At 73.8% G+C, this 20100-nt stretch carries 19 protein-coding genes and 1 riboswitch; of the genes, 15 read left to right on the top strand and 4 right to left on the bottom strand.

The window, feature by feature from the left end; all coding sequences use genetic code 11:
* Nucleotides 1-123: 123 nt before the first annotated feature.
* On the top strand, nucleotides 124-1050 hold the full coding sequence (locus ACK8N7_RS34335; protein WP_403214154.1) for a YihY/virulence factor BrkB family protein: 927 nt from the start codon (nucleotides 124-126) through the stop codon (nucleotides 1048-1050).
* On the opposite strand, the gene ACK8N7_RS34340 is transcribed toward ACK8N7_RS34335, so the two are convergent.
* On the bottom strand, nucleotides 1034-2044 hold the full coding sequence (locus ACK8N7_RS34340; protein ID WP_403214155.1) for a zinc-binding dehydrogenase: 1011 nt from the start codon (nucleotides 2042-2044) through the stop codon (nucleotides 1034-1036). The two genes, ACK8N7_RS34335 and ACK8N7_RS34340, sit on opposite strands and share 17 nt — an antisense overlap.
* Before the next feature lie 64 nt (nucleotides 2045-2108).
* A complete protein-coding gene (locus tag ACK8N7_RS34345; protein WP_500444963.1) occupies nucleotides 2109-2939 on the bottom strand; it encodes a M12 family metallo-peptidase in 831 nt (276 codons plus the stop codon).
* A gap of 226 nt (nucleotides 2940-3165) precedes the next feature.
* Between ACK8N7_RS34345 and ACK8N7_RS34350 the strand changes: the two genes are divergently transcribed.
* Nucleotides 3166-4038 (top strand): ABC transporter substrate-binding protein, encoded by an 873-nt coding sequence (locus ACK8N7_RS34350; protein ID WP_500444965.1) that lies wholly within the window; start codon nucleotides 3166-3168, stop codon nucleotides 4036-4038.
* Between the two features lie 6 nt (nucleotides 4039-4044).
* On the opposite strand, the gene ACK8N7_RS34355 is transcribed toward ACK8N7_RS34350, so the two are convergent.
* Entirely contained in the window at nucleotides 4045-4470 is a 426-nt protein-coding gene (locus ACK8N7_RS34355) for a nuclear transport factor 2 family protein (protein WP_403214161.1), read from the bottom strand.
* A gap of 126 nt (nucleotides 4471-4596) precedes the next feature.
* Here ACK8N7_RS34355 and ACK8N7_RS34360 point away from each other — a divergent pair, with 126 nt between their 5' ends.
* The 12 genes from ACK8N7_RS34360 (at nucleotide 4597) to ACK8N7_RS34415 (ending at nucleotide 17970) form a co-directional block, all read left to right on the top strand.
* A complete protein-coding gene (locus ACK8N7_RS34360; RefSeq protein WP_403214163.1) occupies nucleotides 4597-5154 on the top strand; it encodes a PadR family transcriptional regulator in 558 nt (185 codons plus the stop codon).
* Between the two features lie 79 nt (nucleotides 5155-5233).
* Nucleotides 5234-5926 carry a helix-turn-helix domain-containing protein gene (locus ACK8N7_RS34365; RefSeq protein WP_500444967.1) on the top strand — a complete coding sequence of 231 codons (693 nt, stop codon included), beginning with the start codon at nucleotides 5234-5236 and terminating at the stop codon, nucleotides 5924-5926.
* Nucleotides 5923-7341, top strand: a complete 1419-nt coding sequence (locus ACK8N7_RS34370) for an MFS transporter (protein WP_500444969.1) — start codon at nucleotides 5923-5925, stop codon at nucleotides 7339-7341. Before ACK8N7_RS34365 ends, ACK8N7_RS34370 begins: the two co-directional genes overlap by 4 nt.
* A 119-nt stretch (nucleotides 7342-7460) precedes the next feature.
* Complete coding sequence (locus ACK8N7_RS34375) at nucleotides 7461-8432, top strand: carbohydrate kinase family protein (protein ID WP_403214169.1); 972 nt, start codon at nucleotides 7461-7463, stop codon at nucleotides 8430-8432.
* 247 nt (nucleotides 8433-8679) lie between these two features.
* Complete coding sequence (locus ACK8N7_RS34380; RefSeq protein ID WP_500444971.1) at nucleotides 8680-9765, top strand: beta-ketoacyl-ACP synthase 3; 1086 nt, start codon at nucleotides 8680-8682, stop codon at nucleotides 9763-9765.
* Nucleotides 9749-11005, top strand: a complete 1257-nt coding sequence (locus ACK8N7_RS34385) for a beta-ketoacyl-[acyl-carrier-protein] synthase family protein (RefSeq protein ID WP_500444972.1) — start codon at nucleotides 9749-9751, stop codon at nucleotides 11003-11005. Before ACK8N7_RS34380 ends, ACK8N7_RS34385 begins: the two co-directional genes overlap by 17 nt.
* Nucleotides 11006-11079: 74 nt before the next feature.
* Nucleotides 11080-13092 carry an acyl-CoA dehydrogenase family protein gene (locus tag ACK8N7_RS34390; protein ID WP_500445912.1) on the top strand — a complete coding sequence of 671 codons (2013 nt, stop codon included), beginning with the start codon at nucleotides 11080-11082 and terminating at the stop codon, nucleotides 13090-13092.
* A 120-nt stretch (nucleotides 13093-13212) separates the two neighbouring features.
* Nucleotides 13213-13494 carry an acyl carrier protein gene (locus ACK8N7_RS34395; protein ID WP_403214175.1) on the top strand — a complete coding sequence of 94 codons (282 nt, stop codon included), beginning with the start codon at nucleotides 13213-13215 and terminating at the stop codon, nucleotides 13492-13494.
* A complete protein-coding gene (locus ACK8N7_RS34400; protein ID WP_403214177.1) occupies nucleotides 13491-14714 on the top strand; it encodes a beta-ketoacyl-[acyl-carrier-protein] synthase family protein in 1224 nt (407 codons plus the stop codon). The genes ACK8N7_RS34395 and ACK8N7_RS34400 overlap by 4 nt, the downstream gene beginning before the upstream one ends.
* Nucleotides 14715-14810: 96 nt before the next feature.
* Nucleotides 14811-14997: riboswitch (cobalamin riboswitch) on the top strand.
* A 62-nt stretch (nucleotides 14998-15059) separates the two neighbouring features.
* Nucleotides 15060-16109, top strand: coding sequence for an ABC transporter substrate-binding protein (locus tag ACK8N7_RS34405; protein ID WP_500444974.1), 1050 nt, complete (start codon nucleotides 15060-15062; stop codon nucleotides 16107-16109).
* Entirely contained in the window at nucleotides 16106-17194 is a 1089-nt protein-coding gene (locus ACK8N7_RS34410; protein ID WP_500444976.1) for a FecCD family ABC transporter permease, read from the top strand. The genes ACK8N7_RS34405 and ACK8N7_RS34410 overlap by 4 nt, the downstream gene beginning before the upstream one ends.
* Complete coding sequence (locus tag ACK8N7_RS34415; RefSeq protein ID WP_500444977.1) at nucleotides 17191-17970, top strand: ABC transporter ATP-binding protein; 780 nt, start codon at nucleotides 17191-17193, stop codon at nucleotides 17968-17970. The genes ACK8N7_RS34410 and ACK8N7_RS34415 overlap by 4 nt, the downstream gene beginning before the upstream one ends.
* A 115-nt stretch (nucleotides 17971-18085) precedes the next feature.
* On the opposite strand, the gene ACK8N7_RS34420 is transcribed toward ACK8N7_RS34415, so the two are convergent.
* On the bottom strand, nucleotides 18086-19117 hold the full coding sequence (locus ACK8N7_RS34420; RefSeq protein WP_403214184.1) for a PRC and DUF2382 domain-containing protein: 1032 nt from the start codon (nucleotides 19115-19117) through the stop codon (nucleotides 18086-18088).
* Between the two features lie 218 nt (nucleotides 19118-19335).
* On the opposite strand from ACK8N7_RS34420, the gene ACK8N7_RS34425 reads away from it, so the two are divergent.
* Entirely contained in the window at nucleotides 19336-20100 is a 765-nt protein-coding gene (locus ACK8N7_RS34425) for an adenosylcobinamide amidohydrolase (RefSeq protein WP_500444978.1), read from the top strand.

Consider the following 20100-nt stretch of genomic DNA (forward strand, 5'->3'; position numbering starts at 1 on the left):
CCAGGGAGGCCCGGACAGGTGTGTCCGGGCGCCGACGTGGCAGGAGAGGATCGAGGGAAGCCGGGGCGTCCGACGGACGAGCACCCCGCCCGCCGCGTCCGACCACGTCCCCGGAGAACCAGCTTGCCCACCCAGACCGCCGCAGCCGCGGAACGCACCGCCCCCGCCGCCGGACACCCCCGCACGCCGCGCCACTGGCTCACCGCCCTGCGCCGCACCCCGGTCTCGCTGTGGAACGACGACATCACCGACTGGGCCGCGGCCCTCACGTACTACGCCATCCTCGCGCTGCTCCCGGCCCTCCTCGTGACCGTCTCCGTGATCGGCCTCGCCAACCCCGACGCGACCACCGCTCTCATCGCCGACATCACCGCCTTCGCCCCCGCCGAGTCCGGTGAGGCGCTCCGCCGCCCGCTGGAGGCGGCGACCGAGCAGCGCTCCGCCGTCTGGCTGCTCGTCGCGACCGGGTCCGTGAGCGCCGTCTGGTCCGCGTGCAGCTACCTCGCGGTCTTCCGCCGCGCGATGCACGCCATGCACGGCGTCCGGGACAACCGCCCGCCCCTGCGGCAGGCGCACATCATCGTCGTCTCGGCGATCGGCCTGCTCGTCCTCCTGATGACCAGCGCCTTCGCCCTCGTCCTGACCGGCCCCCTGGCCCACTGGCTCGGCCGCCGCGTCGGCCTGCCCCACGAGGGCGAGACCCTGTGGGCGGGCCTGAAGTGGCCGGTGCTGCTCTGCCTCGTCGCCTGCCTGATCATGGTCCTCTTCAGCACCGGCCCCCGCTCCGCGCGCGGCATCCGCCGGGGCCTGCCCGGCGGGGTGCTGGCCGCGTTCCTCTGGCTCACCGCATCGGCGCTCTTCGCCCTCTACGCGACCCAGGTCGGCAGCTACAGCAGGCTCTACGGCTCCCTCGCCGGCCTGGTGGTCTTCCTGATCTGGGTCTGGTTCGCCAACCTCTCCCTGCTCGCCGGCGCCCAGTTCAACGTGGAGCTGGACCGCCCGGTGCCGGAGCGGAAGCCGGAGAAGGAGCCCGCTACGGCCGCAGGATGAGGCGGACCGGATCGCCCTCCTTGGTCTCCGTCCGCCGCACCGCCGTCGCCACTTCTTCCAGGGGCAGTACGCCGGTGATCGACCGGGTGAAGTCCAGCCGCCCGCCCTCGGCGAGCCGGACGAGCTGCGCCACATGGTGCTCCTCGGAGCCGTAATGCCCCAGGATCCGGTGCTGGAGGTAGCTGAACCGGGTGGAGTGGGCGACCGTCAGCGGCTGATCGCTCAGCCCCACCAGCACCAGGCGCCCCTTCGGTGCCAGCACGCTCAGCGCCTGCTCACGGACAGCGGGCACCCCCGCGAAGTCGAAGGCCGCCTCCAGGCCCGCGCCGCCCGTCGCCCCGAGCACCCGCTCGCGCAGCAGCGGGTCGCCGGAGTCCAGCGCCAGATCGGCCCCGAATCGCAGGGCCCGGTCGCGGGCCGCGGCGGCCGGGTCCACCGCGATCACCGGGTACGCGCCCACGGCCCGCAGCAGCTGTACGGCGTGCGCCCCGAGCCCGCCCGCGCCCCACACCCCAACGGCCTGCGCCGGGCGTACGTCACCGGTGCCGGTCACCGCCGCCCACGGGGTGGAGACCGCGTCGGGGATGATCGCGGCCTGGTCGAGGGGGAGCGAGTCGGGCAGGGCGACAAGGGTGGTGGCCGTGGCGAGGGCGTACTCGGCCCAGCCACCGTCGTAATCGACCCCCCGCGTATGTGTCCGGCCGCCGCGCCGCTCGCCCGCCTGGAGCAGCACGCGCTGACCGGCCGTCCAGCCGTCGACTCCGGGCCCGAGCGTGTCGACGGTCCCGGCGACCTCGTGGCCCAGCGTGACGGAGTCGCCCTCCAGGTACAGCGGCGTGAGCGTGCCGTCCACGAGATGCACATCGGAGAGACAGACCCCGGCGGCACCCACCTTCACCAGTACCTCGCCCGGTCCGGGCACGGGCTTCGCCACCTCCTGGACGGAGAGGGTGCGCGTGGGCAGGTGCAAGCGCGCGGCGCGCATGCGGTCCATGGCGGGGTCCTTGTCGTGGCGGCGTGACGGTACGGCCCGGCCGCGGACGACGGGGCCCGGCCGGTCAGGCCTTCGAACGGTAACCGGCGACGATCGGCATCGTCTCGCGCAGCACCCGCACACTGTCGTTCGACCCGTCCCCGAGCCGGTGCCCCTTCCAGCTCCCCTCCGCACTGGAGAACCGGCTGATGCGCTTGCAGTGGGCGCCGCACGAGGCGCGGTACGCCATGAGGGTGTAGTGCCGCCCGTCCTGGGTGATCCAGCCGGTGTTGTACGGGCGGGTGCGGCTCACGTTCATCGAACCGTCCGCGTTCGACGCCAGCGTCGTACGGTCGTGGGCCAGGCCCAGGTTGTGCCCGATCTCGTGGCTCGCCGAGTCCAGCTCGATGCCGTCGACCTCGACGACCGCGTACGCGTACTCGTGCGTGGAGCTGTCGAGGGCGGAGGTGTAGTCCGCGGTGCCGCCGCCCCGCTCGGACCGCTCCACGACGAGCGTCACCAGATCGGCGCCGTACCGTTCGCGCTGCTCGTGCACCTGCCGCCCGAGCCCCGAGGTGTGGTCCTTCAGCGCGGCGTACGCGGCGCGGAACTCCTCCGAACCGTCGTAGCTCCGGGCCGTGTAGGGGTGGACGACCCTGATGATGCCGCAGAGCCCGTCCGCCGCCAGTGAGCGGTTCATCCGGGTCGCGATCCGCTGGGCCGACGCCGGAACCCGGCGCTCGCCGCCGATGCGCTCCGCCGCCTTGGGTGTGTAGACCGCCAGCACATCGACGACGGGGCAGCGCAACGCCTCCGCAGCCGGGGCGCTCGCCGATCTCCCGACGAAGAACGGGGCGGAGCAGAGAGAAACGGCGAGGCCGACGGCCAGCGCCGCTTTCAAAAGGGGTGCGCGCATGGGGAGTCGACTCCATCCGGAGAGGGCGGGCGGAGGGGGCTGCCCGGATCGCCGAGCGTGCCTCCTTTCTAACACTCGGTGAACACGGCCGCCCGTCGCGCCGGATACCGGGTGGTACGAAGGTCGGGACCGGGCCGGGGGGTGTGGCGGGGAAGAGGTGGGCAGGTACACCTGTACGAACTCGCACAAGCGGTACGGCAGTCGGTGGCAGAGGGGCGTGTGTGGCGTGACGGAACAGAGCGAATGGCGTTTCTCCGACGACCGTGGTCAGCTGTCCACGGCCCCCCGCCGTCCCGAGCGGGTGCTCGCCTATGTCCAGGCCGGGGCGACTCTCTGGGGCCTCGGAATCCGGCCGCAGGGGATCTTCGGCTCGGACCACGACGGCCCCGACCCCGACCGCGCCAAGACCGGGACGCTTCCGCTGGAGGAGGTCGCGTACGTCGGGGCCGGCAGCGCGCTGGACGTGGAGCGGCTGCTGAGCGGCCGGCCGGATCTGGTGGTCGCCGTGAGCTACGGCGGCGGCCATGTCTACGGGCTGGCGCCGGAGACCGCCAAGCCGCTGGAGGAGCGGGTTCCGGTCGTCGTCATCGACGTGAGCCAGGCCCGTACGTTCGAGGAGATCGGTGACCGGTTCGCCGAACTGGCCCGCTCCCTCGGCGCCGAGCACCATGCGGACGCGGACGCCGATCTCGACGCCGCCCGGGAGCGGCTGCGTACCCTCGCCGCGGGCCCGGCCGGCGCGCCCCGCGTGGTCGCCCTCTCCCCGGCCGGACCGGACCAGGCCCACGTCGCCCGCCCCGGGATGTGGCCCGAACTGCGCGTCCTCACCGAGCTCGGCGTCCACCTCGTGGAACCGGCCCCCGGCCGCCCCGGGGCCAACTGGTCCACGCTCGGCCGCACGGAGACCTTCGCGCTGCGCCCCGACGTGATCCTCACCGACATCCGCGCCCACGCCGCCCCGCTCGACGAGCTGCGCGGAGGCGAGGACGGTTCGGTGCCGGTCGTGCCGTGGAACCCGGAGCCGCTGTACGGTCCCCGCGACCACGCCCGGTTCCTCGGCCTGGTCGCGGACGCGCTGGAGGCGGCCCCGGTGCGGTAGCCGCCGCTACGGGGCGGGGACCAGTCCGTCGGCGACCAGCCCGGCGAGGACCGCCTCGCCGAGCGCGTGCACGGCGGACTGGGGCCGGACCATCACGGTGAACTCCTTGATCCGCCCGTCCTCGGCTAGGTGGACCAGGTCGATGCCGTGGATCTCCTTGCCGTTCACGGTCGCCCGGAAGAGCAGGACCGCGGCCGGGGCCTCGGCTCCGTCCGCGCTGGTCTGCGCAGTGCCGGCGAACTCTCCGACGTAACGGAAGTCCTCGAAGGTCCGAAGGAGGACCCCGAAGAGCCCGAGCACCATCGGCCGGCCCTCGAACGGGGTGAACTTCACCGGGCTGTAGAGCCGGATGTCCTCGGTGAACAGATCGTCCAGGGCGGCGAGGTCGCGGGTCTCGACGGCGGTGCGGAAGCGGTCCACTGCGGTGGTCATGGCGTCTCCTCGAAGGCTCGTGCTCAGATACGTGACTACTCATGAATATGATTAGTCACGTATCTGACTATCATGGGCCGCGTGCTCCTGGACAGGGGCGGGTGGACAGGAGAGGGAGGCGGTCCGATGGCCCTGCGCCATGCCGTGCTGGCGGCGCTGCTCGACGAGGAGCTGAGCGGCTACCAGCTGGCCAAGGCGTTCGACATGGGCGTCGCGAACTTCTGGCACGCACTGCCCCAGCAGCTGTACGCGGAGCTCGCCAGGCTGGAGAAGGAAGGTCTGGTCGCCGGGCGCGAGGTCGTCCAGGACGCCCGGCCCAACAAGCGGCTGTTCCGGGTTACCGACGGCGGTCTCGCCGAGCTGGAGCGGTTCGCCGCGGTCGCCGCCAAGCCCTCGTTCATCCGGGACGACCTGCTCGTCAAGGTCCAGGCGGCCGACCACCTCGACACCGGCGACCTGATCGCCCGGCTCGCCGAGCGGGCCACCTTCTCCGAGGCCAAGGCCGAGCAGTTCGAGGCGCTGCTGGAGAAGATGCGCGGAGACCGGACGGAGGAGGATTTCCTGCTCCACGGCGAGCGGATCGGCCCCTATCTCACCTGCCGCCGCGGGCTGGACTTCGAACGCGCCAACCGGGACTGGTGCCGGGAGGTCATCGCGGTCCTGCGGGCCCGGTCCGCCGCCTGACGGGGTCCGGCGCAACTCTCCCAAAAATATTCTGCAAAAATACTTTGGGAAAGCGGGTGGGCCGTCCTACGCTGCTGCCATGGACAGCGAACCGAGCCGCCGCGTACTCGATCCCGACCGCGACGGAGCCGCGCTCAAGGCCCTCACCCACCCTCTGCGGATCGAGCTGCTCGGGCTGCTGCGGCAGCACGGACCGGCCACCGCCAGCGAGCTGGCCGCGCGGACGGGGGAGTCGTCGGCCTCCACCAGCTACCACCTGCGGGTGCTCGCCAAGCACGCGTTCGTCGCCGAGGCCGACCACCGCGACAGCCGCGAACGCCGCTGGAAGTCCGTGCACACCGTCACCTCGTGGAGCAACGAGGCCATGCACCGCGCCCCCGGCGGCCGGGCGGCGCTCAGCGCTCTGCGCCGCCGCCAGCTCGAACACCTGGAGCGCTCGCTGGCCCGGCACGAGGCCGACCTGGAGAGCGGGCGGCTCGACAGCGCCTGGCAGGAACCGGCGGGCCTGGGCGACACCCTGCCCCGGCTGACCCCGGAGTCGCTGACCGAGCTGTGGGAGGCGGTCGAGGCGAAGGCGGCCGAACTGGCCGCCCGCGACGAGGGCGACCCCCGAGCCGAGCAGGTCGTGGTGTTCACGGCCGGTCTCCCACTGGCCCCGGAACCGCCCGGCCCCGCCGCCTCGCCTGCTGCCTCCACCCGGCCCGCCCCCGGCGGCCCGTCCGCCGCCTCCGCCCCGGACGCCGACGCCGACGCCGAGGGGAGCGCCCCGTGAGCGGCAGAACCGGGACCCCGGACCCCGCTGCGGACGCGGCGATACCGCACGCGCCCGCTCCCGCCGGGCGGGGCCTGGACCCGCTGACCGCGCGCCGCCGCTTCGTCGCGGTCTCGTTCCTCTTCTGGCTCCCCATCGGCATGTCCATCGCGACCGGGGTGCTCCTCTTCACCGACCGGGGCATGGGCCTCGCCGCCATCGCCGGATTCTTCGCCGTGCACTCCCTCACCGCCGCCGCGATGGAGCTGCCCACCGGAGGCCTGTCCGACGTCATCGGCCGCCGTACCGTCCTGGCCGCCGCCGGGCTCCTCAACTGCACCGCCTTCACCCTCTTCGGCCTCGCCGGGGCGGCCTGGGCCATCGCGCTCGGCATGGCCCTGATGGGCTGCGCCCGCGCCCTGTCCAGCGGACCCGCCGAGGCCTGGTACGTCGACACCGTCCACGCCCACGCGGGCCCCGACGCCGACCTCCGTACGGGCCTGGCGCGCGGCAGCGCCGCCACCTCGGCCGCCCTCGCGCTCGGCACCCTGCTCGGCGGCGGACTGCCCTGGCTGCTGGGCCTCGGCCCGGGCGTGGGGGAGTGGCTGAACGGCGCGACCGGCGGGCTCGTCATCCCGCTCTCCGTGCCCGCCCTGCTCGGCGCGCTGGTCGAAGTCGTCTTCGTCCTCTACGTGCTGAGCGCCCTGCCCGAACCGCCCCGGCCCCGGGCCACCCTTCGCGGAGTGGTGGGCGGCGTCCCCGCCGCCATCGCCGCCGGGCTCCGGCTCGGCGCCCGGGACGGTCTGATCCGGCGTGTCCTGCTGACCGCGAGCGCCGCCGGGGCCGCGCTGGCGGCCGTCGAACTGCTCACCCCGGGCCGGGCCGCGGCCCTCATGGGGACGGCCGAATCGGGGGCCGTGCTCTTCGCAGGGCTCGCCTGCGCAGGGTTCCTGTGCTCCGCCCTCGGCAGCCAACTCGCGCCCTTGGCAGCCCGGTTGACCCGCAGCAGTGAGCGCGCGGTGCCGGCCGGCGGCGGGGTGGTGGCGCTGGGGCTCACCCTGCTCGGCGCCACCACCGGCTCGACGACTCCGCTCGCCACGGCGGCCGCCGTCACCGGCTACGGACTGGTGTACCTGGGGCTCGGGATCGCGAGCCCCAATGCGAACGACCTGCTGCACCGCCGGGTCGACGCCTCGGGCCGCGCCACCGCTCTCTCCATCCAGTCGCTCGCCCTGCAGCTGGTGGCCGCCGGTGCCGGACTGGCCGCCGGGACCCTGCCGCCGGGCCCGCTGCCCTGGCTGCTGGCCGCCGCCGTCGTGCTGGCCGGAGCCCTCGGCTGGGTCCGCCGGGCCGCCCCCGCGAAGCCGTACCCGAAGAGTGCGGCCGAGCCGGCGCAGGCGCCGGTCGATGCCCGTTCGGCCCGTATCGACGTCTGATCGATGACCGGCCGCTGCCCGACGCCCCGGGTGGCTTCCGTCCACGGGGCAGGATCGGGCTGAATGGGTGCGGAGGATGCAGGACACCCACGTCACAGCAGTTGAGGAGATCCACCCCCATGCTCGACCACACCGAACTGCTGGTCGTCGGCGAATGTGTCGCCGACATCGTCCGGCTGCCGGACCAGGAGGACCGCGTCCATCCCGGCGGCAGCCCCGCCAACGTCGCCTACGGCCTGGCCCGGCTCGGCCACCGGCCCACCCTCCTCACCCAGCTCGGCCCCGACGCGAACGGGCGGCTCATCCGGGACCACCTGGCCTCCGCCGGAGTCACCGTCCGCACCGACGGCGCGCCCGCCCCCACCCCGTCGGCCGCCGTCACCCTGGACGGGGCCGGGCAGGCCTCGTACGCGTTCGACATCGCCTGGACCCTCGCCCCGGTCGCCGTGGAACCCGCGCCGGGCCATGTCCACACCGGGTCGATCGGTGCGGTGGTGGAGCCGGGCGCGGCCACGGCCCTGGACATCGTGCGCACCGCCCGGGCCACCGCGACCGTCAGCTACGACCCCAATGTGCGGCCCGCTCTCATGGGCGACCACGCGGCGGCCGTGCGCCGGGTCGAGGAGTGCGTCGCGCTGAGCGACCTGGTCAAGGCGAGCGACGAGGACCTGGCGTGGCTGTATCCGGGGGAGGAGCCGGAGAAGGTCGCCGCCCGCTGGCTTGAGCGCGGGCCCGCCGTCGTGCTCGTGACCCGGGGCGGCGACGGGGCCCTGGCCGTGCTGCCCGGCGGCCGGATCACGGTGGAGGCCGCGCCCGTCGACGTCGTGGACACCGTGGGCGCGGGCGACGCGTTCATGTCGGGCACGCTCCACGCCCTGGCAGAGCGGGGACTCCTCGGCACCGGGGCCCGGGACCGGCTGCACGCCGTGGACCGGGACACCGTCACCCGCGTACTGCGCCACGCGGTCGCCTCCGCCGCCGTCACCGTCTCCCGGGCGGGCGCCAACCCGCCGGACGCGGCGGAACTCCGGGAGGCGCTCGCCCAGGGCGTGGCCGGCGGATCGTGGCCGGGTCCGCCGGCCACGCCCTAGGGCCTGCGTTCGAATCAGGCCGGGGCCTGCGAGCGCCGACTTAAACCCATATGCCACAATTGGCAGTCCGTCATGACCCGTTCGGCCCAGTCGAACGCATCCTCGCCAGGCGTCCCGCCGTTCGTCAACCGGCCGCAGTATGACAACGGGATCGGGGCAGCGGGTGGAGAGCAGACGGACAGCAGGCAGCGGGACGGGGCCGCAGGCGCAGGAGCGTGCCTTAGCGGGCGGGCGCGGGCGCACGGCGGTGCTGGAGAGCGTGGCGGGCTGGGTGCCGGGGGAGCCGGTCGGCAACGAGCGGCTCCCCGTCGACTGGGACGTCGACGACGCCTGGGTCCGCCGCCGCACCGGCATCGGCAGCCGGCACCGCGCCGGACCCGGGGTCGCCACCGGGGACCTCGCCTATGCGGCGGCCTCCCGGCTGCTCGCGGGCTCCCCGGCGTCCCCGGCGTCCCCGGCGTCCCCGGCGTCCCCGGCGTCCCCGGCGTCCCCGGTGGACGCGGTGGACGCGGTGGTCCTCGCCACCGCGACCCCCGACCACCTCTGTCCCGGCACCGCGCCGGCCCTCGCGGCCCGGCTCGGCCTCGGCACCGTACCGGCGCTGGACATCGCCGCCGTGTGCAGCGGCTTCGTCTACGGGCTCGCCCTCTGCCACGGGCTGATCGCCTCGGGGCTCTACGGGCGGATCCTGCTGGTCGGCGCCGACGTCTACTCGACCTGGCTCGACCCCGCCGACCGCTCCGCCGGTGTCGTCTTCGGCGACGGGGCGGGCGCGGCCCTGGTGGCGGCCGGGCGCACCGGCGACCCCGGTGAGCTGCTCGCGTTCGACCTGGGCAGCGACGGCACCGGCTACGACCTGATCACCGTCCCCGGCGGCGGCGCCCGCGCCCGGGCGGACGGGAAACCACCGGCACCGCAGGACGCGTACTTCCGCATGCAGGGCGGCACCGTCTACCAGCACGCCGTCGAACGGATGACCGGCTCGTGCCGGACGCTGCTGGAGCGGGTGGGCTGGGACCCGGCCGAGGTCGACCACTTCGTGCCGCACCAGGCCAACGCCCGGATCCTGCGCGCCGTCGCGGACCGGGTCGGCATCGGGCCGCAGCGCTGCGTCACCCATCTGGAGCGGGTCGGCAACACCGGCGCCGCCTCCATCCCCCTCGCCCTGGCCGACGCGGCGGGGCGCGGGGTGCTGCGCCGCGGGGACCGGGTGCTGCTCACCGCGTTCGGGGGCGGATTGACCTGGGGTTCGGCGGCCCTTCGCTGGCCGGGGACCCCGCAGACCATTTCCACGGATTCTACGGAAGGAACACAGCATGTCGCAGTCCGCTGATCAGGGCACCGGAGCCGGCGCAGGCACCGCCATCGCGGTGACGGGGGTCGGCCTGGTGACACCCGCAGGGGCTGACGAGCACAGCTTCTGGGAGGGGCTGTGCTCCGGGCACTCCACCGCCCGGCACTGCGAGGAACTGGCCGGTCTCCCGGTCGACTTCGCCTGCCCGGTCGACTCCATCGACCTGGACGAGGCGGTCGGCGGCCGCTCGGTGTGGCGGATGGCCCGGTTCGTGAAACTGGCCGTCGTCGCGGCCCGGCAGGCTGTCGCCGACGCCGGTCTCGACCCGGCGGTGTGGGACGGCGGCCGGGTCGGCGTGGTGCTCGGCGTCGGCGTCGGGGGCGTCTCCGTCCTCGTGGACAACGCCGCCAAGCTGGCGGCCTCGGGCCCCGAGGCCGTCTCCCCGCTGCTCGTCCCGATGATGATCCCCAACGCGGCGGCGGGCGAGGTCGCCATCGCCCTGAAGGCGGGCGGCCCGAGCCTCGCCCCCGCCACCGCCTGCGCCTCCGGGGCCACCGCCGTCGCCGTCGCCCGCGATCTGCTGCTCGGCGGCAGTTGTGACGTGGTGGTTGCCGGGGGCGCCGAGTCGGTGCTGACCCCGCTGGTGGTGACCGCCTTCGCCCGGATGGGCGCGCTCTCCACCCGTACCGCCGATCCGGCGGGCGCGTCCCGGCCGTTCGCCGCCGACCGGGACGGCTTCGTGATCGGTGAGGGTGCCGCCATGCTCGTCCTGGAGCGCGAGGAGACGGCCCGCGCTCGGGGCGGCCGGGCGCGGGCCCTGCTCACCGGGGCCGGGTCCAGCACGGACGCCCACCACCCCACCGCCCCGGCCCCCGACGGTCGCGGCGCCCAGCGCGCGGTGCAGTCGGCCCTCGACCAGGCGGGCTGGGCGCCGCGCGATGTCGACCACATCAATGCCCACGGCACCTCCACCCCCCTCAACGACGCCATGGAGACCACCCTCATCTCCCGGCTCTTCCCGCACCGCCCGCCGGTCACCGCCCCCAAGGGCGTCATCGGCCACACCCTCGCGGCGGCGGGCGCGATCGAGGCGGTCGCCACCGTCCTGACGCTGGAACGCTCCCTCATCCCGCCGATCGCCAATCTGGACTCCCTCCCCGACGCCTTCCCGCTCGACTGCGTGGTGAAGGAACCCCGCCACCAGCGGGTCGAGCGGGCGGTGAGCCACTCCTTCGGCTTCGGTGGGCACAACGTGGCGCTCGCCTTCCAACGCACCTGACCCAACAGGGCCGTTCGGGACGGCGAGGGGTGTCCTCGCCGTTCCTTGATCGTTACTCTGTCGTGACCGTATCCATGCATGAACCGGCCCAGCCGTCCACCAGCGATCTGCTCACCCGAGTCCTCTACGGCGACAACTTCCGCCAGGAGCACGGATTCTGGCGGCGACTGCTCACAACAGAACCGTTTCGGCGCTCCGGTGGCGGCACCCCAGACGAGCGGCTCGCCCTCTCCTACCACCGCCTGCGCATCCTCAACGACACGCTCGACAGCGGCGCGAGGCTGGCCGCGGACCCCCGCGCGCTGGCCGCCCTGCACGAATGGCTCGGACCCGTCGACCCGGCGCTGACCACCGTCGCGGGCATCCACTACAACCTCTTCCTCGGCAGCCTCCTCGACCACGACCCCGGTACGCCGCGCGACCTCTCGGACTTCCTGGAGCTGCGGTCCATCGGCACCTTCCTCTGTACGGAGGTGGCGCACGGCAACGACGCGGCGGCCGTCGAGACGACCGCGACGTACGACCGTGAACGCGACGGCTTCGTCCTGCACACCCCGCACGCCGGGGCCCAGAAGTTCATGCCCAACACCAGCCCCGCCGGGGGCCCCAAGACCGGTGTGGTGGCCGCCCGGCTCCTCGCCGACGGAACCGACCACGGGGTCTTCCTCTTCCTCGCCCCGCTCACCGACGACCTCACCGCTCTGCCCGGCGTACGGGTACGGCGGCTGCCCGGCCGCATGGGCTCCCCGGTCGACCACTGCCTCACCTCCTTCGACCGGTACTTCGTCCCGCGCGACGCCCTGCTCGCCGGGGAGCAGGGACGGATCGGCGAGGACGGACGGTTCACCAGCGAACTGGCCAACCGCAGAAGGCGGTTCCTCCTCTCCATCGGGCGCGTCACCCCCGGCAAGCTCTCCATGAGCGCCTGCGCGGTCGGCTCCGCCCGGGTCACCCTCGCCATCGCCGTGCGGTACGCCGGCCACCGGCTGGTCTCCGGATCGCGGGGCGCGCAGCGGGTGCCGGTCTACGCCCATCGCACCCACCACGGCCCGCTGGCCGGGGCGATGGCCACCGTCTTCGCGATGAGCCTCCTCCACCGCAGGGCCCTGGACCGCTGGGAGTCCGCCCCCGCCCCCGACCGGGACGAGGCCGAGCGGCTGGTCGCCGTCGCCAAGGGGTGGATCACCTGGCGGGCCCGGGAGGTCATCGTCGAGTGCCGGGAGCGGTGCGGGGCGCAGGGACTGCTGGAGAACAACGGCATGACCGAGCTGTTCACCGGCATCGAGGGTGCGATCACCGCCGAGGGCGACAACCTCGCCGTCCACGCCAAGGCCGCCGCCGAGATGCTGTTCAGCGCCACGCTCCGGGAGGAGGAACCGGAGGAGGACCCCGGCGAGCTGGACGATCCCCGGTTCCTTGGCCGGCTGCTCGCGGCGGTGGAGGACATCTGGTTCGACCGCGCCCGGGAGCGGATCAGCGCCGCCCCGGCCGGTGACCCGCTCGGCCGGTGGAACGCCGCATCGGGTCCTGCGCTGCGCGGGGTGGAGGCGTACGGCTACCGGCAGGCGAGCGAGGCGTACGCGCAGTCCACCGCCGCCCTGTCCGAGGGGCCGGCCCGTGAGCGGCTGACCGAACTGCACCGTCTTTTCGCCCTCCAGTGGGTCGCCCGCAACAGCGGTGACCTGCTGGCCACCGGACGGCTGACCGCCGAACAGGTGTCCTTGCTGCCCGACGCGGTGGAGCGGCTCATCGCGACCGTGGCCCGGCACGCCCCCGCCCTGGTGAAGTCGTTCGCGCTGCCGGAACGCCTGATGTCGGACTGGCCGATCGCCGGACCCGGTTACGCGGACGCCTACGACGACCCGGAGGGGTCCTGGCACCGGCACCGCAGGGCCGGGGCCGGGAGCCGCACAGCGGATTTCCGGCGGCCCGTCTGTGGCAGCAAACGGCGTCCGCTGCGCGAGAAGGTGGCGGCGCTCGGTACCCGCGGAGTGCTGCTCGCGTACTGGGGAACCACGTCCGTGCTCTCCCGATGGTTCGAGAAGCCGCAGGTGAGCGTAGACGAATCGGTTCGCCCCAAGGCGTAACCGGAAGATCGTCATCCAGTTACATCGGGCGGTGGGGTTACGTTCAACCACCCGCCATTCGTGAAGCTGCCGACGAGCCGCCGAAGAGCTGCCGACCAGCTGTCGATGAGAGGAAACACCGTGAAGACCCAGACCATCCACCCGAAGATCACCGAGGTGCTGACCGAGACGTTCAAGGTGCCCGCAGTCGAAATCCTGCCGGAGTCCACGATGGACAGCCTGGAGATGGACTCCCTGGCGGTCGCCGAGTTCGCCGTCATCATCAAGGAGACCCTGGGCGTCGCCGCCGACTCCGAGAAGCTCTACAAGGACGCCACGCTCGCCGACATCTCCGCGTTCATCGACGCGGCCGTCGGCGGCGAGGCGGCAGTCGGTTCGGTGCCGGTGAGCAACACCCGATGAACCGACCCGCCATCGCCGTCACCGGTCTGGGGATGATCACCCCGGCCGGCCACACCACCGACACCACCTGGGACGGGGTCTGCCGCGGCGAGTCCTTCGCGCGCACCGTCCCCGAACTGCACGGCTGCGCCATCGACTTCGCCTGTACGGTCACCGGCATCGACCTGGACGAGGCGGTCGGCGGCCGCAGCGCCTTCCGCATGGGCCGGTACGTCAAGCTCGCCGTCCTCGCCGCCCGGGAGGCGGTGACCGACGCCGGGCTCGACCCCGCCCGCTGGGACGGCGCCCGCGTCGCCGTCGTCGTCGGCACCAGCAGCGGGGGATCCGCCGGACTCACCGAACAGGCCGTCGCCCTGGAGCGGCGCGGCCCCGAGGCCACCTCGCCCTCGGGCATCCTGCTCACCATCCCGAGCATGCCCGCGGCCGAGATCGCGATCCAGATGAAGGCCACGGGCCCCAGCCTGGCACCGTGCACCGCGTGTTCCTCCGGGGTGACCGCCCTCTCGGTGGCCCGCGACATGCTGGCGCTCGGACAGTGCGACATCGCGATCGCCGGAGCCACCGAGTCGATCGTCTTCCCGGTCGCCATGACCGGCTTCGCCCGCTCGGGCGCGGCGGCGCTGCGGGACGGGGACCCCGCCCGTCTCTGCCGCCCCTTCGCCGCCGACCGGGCCGGGCTCGTCATGGGCGAAGGCGCCGCGATCATGGTCCTGGAGCGGGCCGAGGACGCCCGCGCCAGGGGAGCGGTCCCCCGTGCGCTGCTGGCCGGCACCGGCGCCACGACCGACGCCCACCACCCCACCAGCCCGCACCCCTCCGGGGCGGTCGCCCAGGCCGCCGTGGACGCGGCGCTGGCCGATGCGGGCTGGCGGGCCGAGGACGTCGACCACGTCAACGCGCACGGGACCTCGACCCCCCTCAACGACGCGACGGAAGCCGCCCTCATCGGCCGGGCCTACCCGCACCGGCCGCCCGTCACCGCCCCCAAGGGCGTCCTGGGCCACTGCATGGGGGCGGCCGGTGCCATCGAGGCGGGGCTGACCGTCCTGACGCTCCAGCACGGCATCGTCCCGCCGATCGCGAACCTGGACGCCCCCGACCCCGGGTTCGCCATCGACTGCGTCACCAAGATCCCGCGTGAGCTGCCCGTACGACGGGCCGTCAGCCACTCCTTCGGGTTCGGCGGACAGAACGCGGTGATCGCCCTGCAGGCTCCGTAAAAGGGGCGGCCGGGCCGGGGCGGCGGGACGATCCCGCGCCGCACCGGCCCGGCAGGGACCGGTACGCGCACCGGCTCTGAGCTGCGCGAAGACCCGTGATAGCTTGCCGGGGCCAGTCGAACCCCAGCGACGGGGTCAGGGAATCCGGTGCGAGACCGGAACTGACGCGCAGCGGTGAGGGGGACGGGCGGGGCCACGGCCACTGGAGCACGGGAGTGTTCCGGGAAGGCGTCCCGCCCGGACGAACCCGAGTCCGAAGACCTGCTGGCACCCGCGCCCCGCACCGGGGGCACGGGAACCGTACGACGGGCTCCGCGGCTGGGCCCAGAGACACCGAGGTCCTCCGTGCTGTCCAAGGCCACCCCTGCCCCGATACGCACCGCCGCCCTGTTCGCGGCGGGACTCGTCCTGCTCACGGCCTGCGGCGGCGGGTCCACCACCCCGTCCGCCGACGGCGGCGACAAGGCCGACGGCTTCCCGCTCACCCTCAAGAACTGCGGGCGAACCGTCACCGTGAAGGCAGCGCCCCAGCGGGCCGTCTCGGTCGACCAGGGCTCGACCGAGATCCTGCTCTCCCTCGGCCTCGCCGACCGGATCGCGGGAACCGCGACCTGGAGCGACCCGGTCATGAAGGGCCTGGAGAAGGCCAACGCGGGCGTCGAGCGCATCTCCGACAACCGGCCCTCCTCGGAGAAGGTCCTCGACAAGGAGCCCGACTTCCTCAGCGCCTCCTTCGCCTCCACCCTCGCCAGGGGCGGTGTCGCCCCCCGCGAACAGTTCGAGAAGCTGGGCGTCCCCACCTACATCTCGCCCGCCGACTGCATCGGCAAGGACAACAGCGGCGGCGGCGACGGAGCCCGTACCGAGCCCCTCACCATGGACAGCGTCTACATCGAAGTCCACGAACTGGCCCAGGTGTTCGGCGTTCCCGAGCGCGGCGACGCCCTGGTGAAGAAGCTCCGGGCCCGGGTGGCGAAGGCCACCGACGGCATCGACGCCTCGAACGCCTCCCTCCTCTACTGGTTCTCCGACTCCAAGGCCCCCTACCTCGCGGGCTGCTGCGGCGCCCCCGGCGTCATCACCCGCGAACTCGGCGCGAGGAACGTCTTCGACGACACCCACGACGAATGGCCCCAGATCAGCTGGGAGACCGTCGCCGACCGCAACCCCGACGTCCTGGTCATCGGCGACCTGAGCCGCACGATGCAGACGGCCGAGAGCGCCGGGAAGAAGATCGAGTTCCTGGAGTCCAACCCGGTCACGAAGACCATGGACGCCGTCAGGAACCGCCGGTACGTGCTGCTCAGCGGCCAGGCCATGAACCCCACCATCCGGACGGTCGAGGGACTGGAGCGCGTCGCCGCCGGGCTGCGCGACTTCGGGCTCACGGGGTGAGCGGCGGCAACCCGGCGGTGCGGGAGACCGCGGAGCTGAAGGCACCGGCGGCGCCGGGCCCGGTACGGAGCGGCGGCCCGGTCGCGGTGCTGCTCTGGACCGGCGGGCTCCTGCTCCTGCTGCTCTCCGTCGCCGTCGCCGTCACGATCGGGCCCGCCCGGATCTCCGTCCCCGACGTCTGGTCCGCCGTCGCCTCCCACCTCGGCTTCGGCGCATCGGAGCTGAGCCCGATCCGGGACGGCATCATCTGGAACCTGCGCATGCCCCGCACCCTGCTCGCCGCCGTGTGCGGCGCCGGGCTCGCGGTGTGCGGCACGGTGATGCAGTCCCTGCTGCGCAACCCGCTCGCCGACCCCTTCGTGCTCGGCGTCTCCTCCGGGGCCTCCACCGGGGCGGTCGTCGTGGTCGTCCTCGGCGTCGGCGGGGGAGCGGTGTCGCTGTCGGCCGGGGCCTTCGCCGGGGCCATCTGCTCGTTCGCCCTGGTCATGCTCCTCAGCCACACCCTCGGTGCCACCACCGACCGGGTGGTGCTCTCCGGAGTCGCAGCGATGCAGCTCTTCTCCGCCCTGACCTCCTTCGTCGTCATGACCTCCGCCGACGCCGAGCAGACCCGCGGAGTGCTGTTCTGGCTCCTCGGCTCGCTCAGCGGCGTCGGCTGGAGCGAGGTCGCCCTCTGCACCGCCGTCCTCGCCGGCTGCCTGGTGATCTGCCTGGCCCACGCCCGTACGCTCGACGCCTTCGCCTTCGGGCAGGACGCCGCCGCCGCGCTCGGCGTCAATGTCGCCCGCACCCGGATCGTGCTGCTGTGCACCACCGCCCTGCTGACCGCGGCCCTCGTCAGCTCGGCCGGGGCGATCGGCTTCGTCGGCCTGGTGCTCCCGCACGCGGCCCGTGCCCTCACCGGCTCCGGGCACCGGCGCCTGCTGCCGGTCACCGCACTCGCCGGGGCCGTCTTCCTGGTCTGGGTCGACACCCTCGCCCGCACGGTCCTGGACCCGCAGGAGGTGCCCGTCGGCGTGGTCACCGCGCTGATCGGCGTCCCGGCCTTCGTCCTCGTCCTGTACCGCACCCGGAGTACGTCATGAGCGCTTCCACGGGCCTGCGCGCCGACCGGGTCGGCCGGGAGGCCGGCGGCCGGCTCATCCTCGACGGGGTGGACATCACCCCGCCGCCCGGCGCCACCGTCGGGCTGCTCGGCCCCAACGGCTCCGGCAAATCGACCCTGTTGAGGATCCTCGCGGGCCTCCTCGCCCCGGACACCGGCGTCGTCACGCTGGACGGCGACCCCCTGGTGGGTCTCGGCCGCCGTACCGTGGCCCGCCGGATCGCCGTGGTCGACCAGCACGCCGTCACCCAGGTCGACCTCAGCGTCCTGGACGTCGTGCGCCTCGGCCGCATCCCGCACCGCCGCGCCTGGTCCGCCCCGGACCGTACGGATGAGGAAGCCGTCACCGACGCCCTGCGGCGCACCGGCCTCGCGGACCGGGCCGCCCAGTCCTGGCACACCCTGTCCGGCGGCGAACGCCAGCGCGTCCAGATCGCCCGCGCACTGGCCCAGCAGCCCCGCGAACTCCTCCTGGACGAGCCGACGAACCACCTGGACATCCAGCACCAGCTGGAACTGCTCGCCCTGGTCGCCGAGCTGCCCCTCACCAGCGTCATCGCCCTGCACGACCTCAACCTCGCGGCGATGTTCTGCGACCGGATCACCGTGATGAAGGCGGGCCGGGTCATCGCGGGCGGCACCCCGGCCGAGGTCATCACCGAAGAACTCATCGAGGACGTCTACGGGGTCCGGGCGGTCGTCACCCCGGACGGGCCGGACGGACGTCCCTCGGTACGGTTCCTGCCGCGCCGCTGACCACCGGCGACCCGGCCCCGCCCCGGACAGCCCTCCGGGCGGACCCGTTCGCACGGGCCCGCCCGGAGGCCGAGGACATGGGAGCGGCCTTCCGGCCGCCTAAGGGGGTACGCCGTCAGCGGCGGCGTCCCTGGCCGAACTCGCCACCGGTGTCCTTGCCGGTGTCCATGTCCTTGCCGTCGCCGTAGTCGATCTTCTCCTTGCGGACCTCGGCGGAGACTTCCTTCTGCTCGGTGACCTTGTTGGTCTCCAGGCGGACCCGCTCCACCGGGACGGCCTCCTTGCGGACGGTGGCGCGCTCCGCGTGCAGGGTGACCTCCACGTCCTGCTCGCCGAAGTCCGTGGTGCCGGTCACCTTCTCGCCGGGCCGCAGCGGTTCGCGGACCACCCGCACCTCCTCGTGGGAGACGGGCACGGACCGGGTGACCTCCTCGGTCACCACGTACTTGTGCAGCCTCGCCCGGCCGCTCTCGTACTCCTCCGTACCGACGTGCAGCTGCTCCTCGGAGCGGATCATCTCCTCCTTGCCGCTCAGGTCGGCGGCCCGGGACGTCCCCGCTCCGGCGCCCGCCAGCGGACGGGACGTGGCGGACATGTCCGTGTCGCGGTGCTTGCCCGTACCGGCCATGCCCGCTGCTCCGGTCGTGCCCGCGGCCCCGGCGCTCGTGGTGGCCCTGCCGGTCGCCTCGGCGTTCGGCGGCGTACCCGTGCCACGGGCCGCGCCCGCCGCACCGGCTCCGGCCGCGCCCATGGCGCCCGTTCCGGCGACGGTCCGGGCGTCGGCACCGGTGCCCGTGCCCTTGGTGTCACCGAGGTTGCCGGACTTCCTGGTCAGGCCGTAGTGCCGGTAGAGCTCCTCCTCCTCGGCGACGGAGAGGTGCGCGTCCGCGTCCACGCGGGGCGCCTCCTTGACCGTGTCCTTGGAGTGCGAGACGTGCAGGTCGGAGCCCACTCGACGGGCCCCGGCGAGCGGTACGAAGCTCTCCTTCATGCCGAACATGCCGGTCTTGACCGTCACCCAGTCGGGCTTGCCGGTGTCGTCGTCGACGTACACCCGGCCCACGCTGCCGACCTTCTCGCCCTCGTTGTCGTACACGGTCAGACCGTCGAGCTCTCCGGAATCCGTGAAACCGTCAGCGGCTCCCATAACCGAACCCTCCTCGCTGGGCGCGCCCTGTGGGTGGCTCCACCAGATGTGGCACGTCCGGCTTCCATCGCGCCTCACCCGGTTGGACGCTGCAACCGCCCGGCCACCCGGCCAAAGGGGCCCCGGAAGCCCAGCGGTCCCTCCTGGCCCCGTACGAGGGCGCTCGGCGGCCGCCGGATCAGTTAGGCCAATCGGGTGAGCGGATGAGGGGCCCGCATATGATCGGCGGAGCACGGCAGCCCCGGGAGGACGGGCCACCGCCGGTCCCGCCGAGCCACCAGGGGTGCGCCATCCGTTCCGTACGCGTCCAGCTGCCCGCCCGGCGCAGGGAACCGGGCGGCGAACCGCGCGCGGAACTCCGCGACCGGCACGAGGACGGACACCACCTCCACCACCTCGTCTGGCGGCTGGACCCCTCCACGCGGGTCTGCAGCAGCGCGGTGCTCGGCGGCGGCATCGGCCCCCGCGCCTGGATCCTCAACGCCCAGGTCCCCGGCGGCTACCCGCGTCTCGACCCGGACCGCCACCTCGCCGAGATCGCCGCCGCAGAGGGGCTCACCGGCCCGGGTGCCGGGCTGATGACGGCCGCCGACGTCGCCGCGTACACGACCGGCCACGACGGCGGCGTCACCGCGACCGTCACCACGGGCCTGGGCGTACGGGGCTGGGCGGCGGCCCCCGAGAGCGCCATCCGCGCTCCGCACCGGCCGGGCACGGTCAACATCGTCGTCACGCTCCCAGCCGCGCTCTCCGACGCCGCCCTGGTCAACGCCGTCGCCACCGCCACCGAGGCCAAGGTGCAGGCCCTCCTGGACGCCGGACTCGACTGCTCGGGCACCCCCACGGACGCCGTGTGCGTCGCCGCTCCCGAGCCGGGGCCCGACGGCGGCGAACCCTTCGCCGGACCCCGCTCCGCCTGGGGCGCGCGGATCGCCCGCGCCGTGCACACGGCCGTACTGGCGGGGGCCCGCACAGCGCGGTGA

Origin of the sequence: Streptomyces griseobrunneus, from assembly GCF_046713465.1 — a bacterium.
Taxonomy (GTDB): Bacteria; Actinomycetota; Actinomycetes; order Streptomycetales; family Streptomycetaceae; genus Streptomyces; species Streptomyces microflavus.

Excerpts from the sequence above, each read along its gene's own strand:
- ACK8N7_RS34340 (WP_403214155.1), bottom strand. The coding sequence starts at position 2,044 with ATGGACCGCATGCGCGCCGCGCGCTTGCACCTGCCCACGCGCACCCTC.
- ACK8N7_RS34345 (WP_500444963.1), bottom strand. The coding sequence starts at position 2,939 with ATGCGCGCACCCCTTTTGAAAGCGGCGCTGGCCGTCGGCCTCGCCGTT.
- ACK8N7_RS34355 (WP_403214161.1), bottom strand. The coding sequence starts at position 4,470 with ATGACCACCGCAGTGGACCGCTTCCGCACCGCCGTCGAGACCCGCGAC.
- ACK8N7_RS34360 (WP_403214163.1), top strand. The coding sequence starts at position 4,597 with ATGGCCCTGCGCCATGCCGTGCTGGCGGCGCTGCTCGACGAGGAGCTG.
- ACK8N7_RS34365 (WP_500444967.1), top strand. The coding sequence starts at position 5,234 with ATGGACAGCGAACCGAGCCGCCGCGTACTCGATCCCGACCGCGACGGA.
- ACK8N7_RS34375 (WP_403214169.1), top strand. The coding sequence starts at position 7,461 with ATGCTCGACCACACCGAACTGCTGGTCGTCGGCGAATGTGTCGCCGAC.
- ACK8N7_RS34385 (WP_500444972.1), top strand. The coding sequence starts at position 9,749 with ATGTCGCAGTCCGCTGATCAGGGCACCGGAGCCGGCGCAGGCACCGCC.
- ACK8N7_RS34390 (WP_500445912.1), top strand. The coding sequence starts at position 11,080 with ATGCATGAACCGGCCCAGCCGTCCACCAGCGATCTGCTCACCCGAGTC.
- ACK8N7_RS34400 (WP_403214177.1), top strand. The coding sequence starts at position 13,491 with ATGAACCGACCCGCCATCGCCGTCACCGGTCTGGGGATGATCACCCCG.
- ACK8N7_RS34415 (WP_500444977.1), top strand. The coding sequence starts at position 17,191 with ATGAGCGCTTCCACGGGCCTGCGCGCCGACCGGGTCGGCCGGGAGGCC.
- ACK8N7_RS34420 (WP_403214184.1), bottom strand. The coding sequence starts at position 19,117 with ATGGGAGCCGCTGACGGTTTCACGGATTCCGGAGAGCTCGACGGTCTG.
- ACK8N7_RS34425 (WP_500444978.1), top strand. The coding sequence starts at position 19,336 with ATGATCGGCGGAGCACGGCAGCCCCGGGAGGACGGGCCACCGCCGGTC.